The sequence below is a fragment of the Nocardioides sp. genome, from assembly GCF_034670285.1.
GTDB lineage: Bacteria > Actinomycetota > Actinomycetes > Propionibacteriales > Nocardioidaceae > Nocardioides.
The window spans coordinates 1-5,147 of the sequence record NZ_JAXMNS010000281.1 but is presented as its reverse complement, the minus strand read 5'-3'; the positions used below and the strand labels follow the sequence as shown (position 1 = coordinate 5,147).

At 70.4% G+C, this 5,147-nt stretch carries 6 protein-coding genes; 1 reads left to right on the top strand and 5 read right to left on the bottom strand.

The annotated features are described in order from the left end of the window. From resB to hemL, 5 genes are all read right to left on the bottom strand, one after another. Nucleotides 1-1,134, bottom strand: a 1,134-nt coding sequence (resB, locus tag VOI19_RS13830; RefSeq protein ID WP_323793544.1) for a cytochrome c biogenesis protein ResB, incomplete at its 3' end; no start/stop codon positions are given. Beyond that, nucleotides 1,131-1,943 carry a cytochrome c biogenesis CcdA family protein gene (locus VOI19_RS13825; RefSeq protein ID WP_416366385.1) on the bottom strand — a complete coding sequence of 271 codons (813 nt, stop codon included), beginning with the start codon at nucleotides 1,941-1,943 and terminating at the stop codon, nucleotides 1,131-1,133. The genes VOI19_RS13825 and resB, both read right to left, overlap by 4 nt. Further along, a complete protein-coding gene (locus VOI19_RS13820; RefSeq protein WP_323793543.1) occupies nucleotides 1,885-2,523 on the bottom strand; it encodes a TlpA disulfide reductase family protein in 639 nt (212 codons plus the stop codon). Before VOI19_RS13820 ends, VOI19_RS13825 begins: the two co-directional genes overlap by 59 nt. A 1-nt stretch (nucleotide 2,524) precedes the next feature. After that, the gene (locus tag VOI19_RS13815) at nucleotides 2,525-3,202 is read right to left on the bottom strand and encodes a histidine phosphatase family protein (protein ID WP_323793542.1); all 678 of its coding nucleotides are present in this window, start codon (nucleotides 3,200-3,202) and stop codon (nucleotides 2,525-2,527) included. Beyond that, a complete protein-coding gene (gene hemL / locus VOI19_RS13810) occupies nucleotides 3,202-4,557 on the bottom strand; it encodes a glutamate-1-semialdehyde 2,1-aminomutase (protein WP_323793541.1) in 1,356 nt (451 codons plus the stop codon). The genes VOI19_RS13815 and hemL overlap by 1 nt, the downstream gene beginning before the upstream one ends. A 186-nt stretch (nucleotides 4,558-4,743) precedes the next feature. Between hemL and VOI19_RS13805 the strand changes: the two genes are divergently transcribed. Further along, entirely contained in the window at nucleotides 4,744-5,073 is a 330-nt protein-coding gene (locus VOI19_RS13805; protein ID WP_323793540.1) for a hypothetical protein, read from the top strand. Nucleotides 5,074-5,147 lie beyond the last annotated feature (74 nt).

Below are 5,147 nucleotides of genomic sequence, written 5' to 3'. Positions count from 1 at the left end.
CTCGAGCGCGTCGGGCCAGACGGTGACGGGGTCACCCTCGATGAGGGAGAACGTCGGGTAGAAGAGTCCCTCGAAGCCCAGCTGGGGCTCGGCGGGCTGCGCCTTGATGACGCCGAAGGACAGGAACGACTGGTCCTGCGGAAGGAAGACGCTGGGGCCGCTGTAGGCCACCTCGCCCTCGGCGTCGCGCACCGTGATCACCGGCGCGTAGCCGTGGCCGATGAGGAAGACGTCGGTGTCGCCGATCGTGAGCGGGTGGTTGACCCGCAGGTCGTAGGACTGCTCGGGGGAATCGACGGTCTCGCGATAGGTGAGGGCGGCGTTGAACTTGCGCGCCGTCCCGGCCGCGGAGCCCTCGGTGAGCCACTCGACGTCGAACTCGTCGACCTTCATCAGGAACGGGTCGAAGTCCTCGGAGCCGAACAGGCTGCCGGGGTCGAGGTCGTCGTACGACGCCCCGCTGTTGGCGAACTGCTGGCCCTGCACCAGCAGCACGCCGCCCTGGTAGCCGAACAGCGACCCGATGGCGAAGCCGACCAGCACGAAGATCACCGAGAGGTGGAAGACCAGGTTGCCGACCTCGCGCAGGTAGCCGCGCTCGGCGCTCACCGACGGGTCGCCGTCGGGGTCGGCGTCGCGCAGCCGGTAGCCGCGGCTGCGCATCACGACGCGTGCCTGCTCGAGCACCTGCTCGACGTCGTCGTCACTGGTGTACGACGCGTGGTCGGGCAGGCGGAGCAGGTTGCGCGGCGCGGCCGGTGGCTGGGCGCGCATCGTGCGCACGTAGTGCAGCGTGCGCGGGATGATGCAGCCCACGAGCGAGATCATCAGCAGAATGTAGATCGCCGAGAACCACGCGGAGTCGTAGACCGAGAACAGCCCCAGCGACTCGTAGATCGGGGTGAGCGTGGGGTGCTGGTCCTTCCAGCGCGAGACGTTGAGCGCGTCGACGCCGGTCTGCGGGATCACCGAGCCGGGCACCGCCGCCAGGGCGAGCAGGAGCAGCAGGATCAGGGCCGTGCGCATCGACGTCAGCTGACGCCACGACCACCGGGCGAGCTCGCGGGCGCCGAGCTCGCCGGGACGGCGCGCGGGTGCGGGGTCGCTGCGGCGCTCCTCCTGGACGTCGGTCATATCGCCACCTCAAAGCCGCCGACGAGCTGGATCTGGAGCCACTGCACGATCCAGTCCCACCAGCCGGTCACGAGCAGGATGCCGACGATCACGAGCATCGCGCCGCCGAGGCGGGTCACCAGCACCTGCCGGCGTCGCATCCAGCCGAGCGCACGGGCGCTGCGGCTGTAGAAGAGCCCCGCGAGGATGAACGGCACCCCGAGGCCCAGCGCGTAGACGGCCGAGAGCAGCGCGCCGCGGCCGGCGGTGCTGTCGTTGAGGGTCAGGCCCACGATCACGCTGTAGGGCGGCCCGATGCACGGCGTCCAGCCCAGCGCGAAGAGCGCACCGATGAGCGGCGCCGCCCCGAGCCCGACGGCGGGGATCTTGTGGATGCGCCACTCGCGCTGCAGCCACGGGATCACCCCGGCGAAGACGAGGCCGAGCACGATCAGCAGCGCACCCATCACGACGGTGATCTGGTCGCGGTACTCACGCAGCCAACCGCCCACCCCGCCCACGGTCGCCCCGATGAGCACGAAGACGACGGTGAAGCCGAGCACGAACAACGCCGAGCCGAGCACCATCCGGCCGCGACGCCGTCCGGCCTCGCCGGAGGCCAGGTCGGCACCCGAGAGCCCGGTGGCGTAGGAGAGGTAGCCCGGCAGCAACGGGATCACGCACGGGCTGAAGAACGACACCAGTCCGGCCAGGGCCGCGACGGGCAGGGCCAGGGCGAGCGAACCGCTCGCGGCCTGGCTCTGGAACCACTCACCCATCGACAGCCCCACCAGCGGGCCCATCGGCGGGCCCATCGACTGCACCGTCATCTGCCCGGACGTCCTCGACGATGCCCTCGAGCGTCGCGGCAGACGTGATGGCGCCGCTGATCACCGCGGCCACCCGACCCTGGGTGTCGAGGATGTAGGTCGACGGGGGCGAACGAGGTGCGTAGCGACCCAGCGCCAGCACGCCCGCGCCGGTGTCGGCGATCGTGGGGTACTCGATGCCGAAGCGGCGCTCGACGGCGAGCGCGTTCTCGAACGACGTCTCGCGAAAGCTCAGCCCGACGAACTCGGCGTCGAGCTGCTCGGAGGCCTCCTTGAGGATCGGCGCCTCGGCCAGGCAGGGGTTGCACCACGAGCCCCAGATGTTGAGGACGACGATCTCGCCGCGCAGGTCGGCGAGGTCGATCGGCTCGTCCTCCAGGGACGGCCCGGAGATCTCGATCGGGTCGGTGCGATCGGCCGCGTCGATCTGCACGACCGTGCCGTCGCCCACGACGAAGTTGGCGTCGTCGGTGCCTCCGAGCGTGCTGCAGCCGCTCGCGACCCCACCCACGAGCACGAGGGTGAGGAGGGTCAGCACGGAGGCGGCGCGGGCTGGCCGCGGCCGGGTCGCTCGGATCATGTCAGGGCTTCTTCTCCTCGGGGGCTCCCCCGGCGGAGAAGGTGGCGTTCTTGTCGGCCGTCGGGATCAGGTCACCGGCGGGCTCGCTGTAGGAGACCTGCGTGAGCCGGTCACCCACGAAGTGCAGCGACGTCAGCGAGCACAACGTGCACTGGCGGCTGCGCGGATCGTGGAGGTAGGAGCGCTTCTCGGCGTGCAGGCGCGTGGTCCAGATCGGCAGCTGGTGCGAGACCACGACGGCCTCGTGGCCGGCTGCGGCGACGCGCGCCTCGTGGACGGCGGCCATCATGCGCTCGGCGACGTCGGTGTAGGGCTCGCCCCACGACGGCTTGAAGGGGTTCCAGAGGTAGCGCCAGTTGGCGGGCTTCTTCAGGGCGTTGTGGCCCTTGCCGAACTGCTCGCCCTCGAACTTGTTGGTCGACTCGATCACCCGGTCGTCGAGGACGACGTCGAGCCCGCGCGCGGCGGCCAGCGGTGCGGCCGTCTCCCGGGCACGCTCGAGCGGCGAGGACCGCAGGTGCACGATGTCGCGGTGCTTGATCGACTCAGCGACCTTCTCGGCCATCTTCACGCCGAGGTCGGAGAGGTGGAAGCCGTCGCGGCGCCCGTAGAGGATGCCCTCGGGGTTGTGGACCTCTCCGTGCCGCAGGAGGTGGACGACGGTGTCGGGGGTGCTCATCAGCGGGTCTCCTTCGTCTGCGACTGGGCGGCCGCTGCCGCAGCAGCAGCCGCGGGCAGGGCGTCCAGGATCGTCTGGATCGCGCGGTCGTCGTGGGCTGCGGACAAGAACCACGCCTCGTACGCCGACGGGGGCAGGTAGACCCCGGCGTCCAGCATGGCGTGGAAGTAGGCGGCGTAGGCCGCCGAGTCGGTGCGCGAGGCGTCGGCGAAGTCGCGCACGGGGCCCTCGGTGAAGAACACCGAGAACATCGTGCCGGCGCTCTGCACCACGTGGGGCACCCCGGCGGCAGCCAGCGACTCCACCACCGCGGCCTTGATGGTGTCGCCGGCGCTGGTGAGGTGGTCGTAGACCTCGTCGGTGGCCAGGCGCAGGGTGGCCAGGCCGGCGGTCGTGGCGATCGGGTTCCCCGAGAGCGTGCCGGCCTGGTAGACCGGCCCCTCTGGGGCGAGGTGGCTCATCACGTCGGCGCGACCACCGAACGCAGCGGCCGGGAACCCGCCGCCCATCACCTTGCCGAAGATCATCAGGTCGGGGGTCCAGCCCTCGGTGGCGCCGTCGATGCCCCAGTAGCCCTGCTTGCCGGCGCGGAACCCGGTCATCACCTCGTCGGTGATGAACAGCGCCCCGTTGCGCCGGCAGATCTCGGCGAGGAAGCCGTTGAAGCCGGGCTCGGGCGGGACGACGCCCATGTTGCCGGGCGCTGCCTCGGTGACCAGGCACGCGATCCGGTCGCCGTGCTCGGCGAAGACCGCTTCGACGGCGGCGCGGTCGTTGTAGGGCAGCACCAGCGTGAGAGCGGTGGCCGACTCCGGCACACCGGGGGTCCCGGGTACGGCGAAGGTGGCCAGGCCGGAGCCGGCCGAGGCCAGCAGGGCGTCGACGTGACCGTGGTAGCAGCCGGCGAACTTCACGACCACGTCACGACCGGTGTAGCCGCGCGCCAGCCGGATCGACGACATCGCGGCCTCGGTGCCGGAGGAGACGAAGCGCACCCGGTCGACCGGGGTGCGGGCCACGATCTCCTCGGCCAGCTCGACCTCGGGCACGGTCGGGGCGCCGTACGACGTCCCGCGGGAGATCGCCTCGGTGACCGCGGCCTGCACCTCGGGGTGCGCGTGGCCCAGGAGCATCGGGCCCCACGAGCAGATCAGGTCGACGTACTCGCGACCGTCGACGTCGGTGAGCCAGGCGCCGGCGGCAGATCGGATGAAGCGCGGAGTGCCGCCGACCGCGTTGAAGGCACGCACCGGCGAGCTGACGCCGCCGGGGATGACGTGGCGGGCGCGGTCGTAGAGCGCGCGCGAGACCGAGGTACCTGCAGTGCCGTGCGGGTCGGGGGCAGCATGAGTCACCCCTCCAGTGTCCCCGAAGGACGAAGCCCGCGCGGGTGGGGGTTGCGGACGGCAGGTCTCATCTGGTGCTCGTCGTCACATTTCTCGCAGGACTCGCGTAACGTCAGGGTCACATGCATCGTTGAGGTGGGTGTCTGCACACATGGGGTTATGAGTGCAGGGCCGCCGCAAACCCAGGAGTCACACATGCCCGCCACTCGCCTCGGTCGCTTCCAGAAGGCCACGACGATCGTGCCGTTGGCCTTGCTGTCAGCAGCTTGGACCGCCAGCCTCACCGGCGGACCGGCCGCTTCGACGGTCGCTGCGACCACGTCCCCCGACGGCACCCTCCCCGGCGGCGGCAGCGTCCCGACCCAGGCGATCGAGCCCCCGGCCTCGATCTCCCTCCCCGACGCGGTCTCCCCCGGCTTCGAGGGCACCGAGTCCGAGATCAAGCAGATCGTCTCGACCTCCTCGACCAACGGCATCCCCGCGGCGGCGCTGTTGAGAATGTGTACGCCGACAAAACCAAAGTGACCGATGCCTTGGTGGATCGCTATTTTGAGCTATCGCTCAGAGAAGGCAACCGTCAGGCTTTTATCGATAAATTT

Coding starts and splice junctions, on each gene's coding strand:
- VOI19_RS13825 (WP_416366385.1), bottom strand. CDS start 1,943: ATGACGGTGCAGTCGATGGGCCCGCCGATGGGCCCGCTGGTGGGGCTG.
- VOI19_RS13805 (WP_323793540.1), top strand. CDS start 4,744: ATGCCCGCCACTCGCCTCGGTCGCTTCCAGAAGGCCACGACGATCGTG.
- VOI19_RS13815 (WP_323793542.1), bottom strand. CDS start 3,202: ATGAGCACCCCCGACACCGTCGTCCACCTCCTGCGGCACGGAGAGGTC.
- VOI19_RS13820 (WP_323793543.1), bottom strand. CDS start 2,523: ATGATCCGAGCGACCCGGCCGCGGCCAGCCCGCGCCGCCTCCGTGCTG.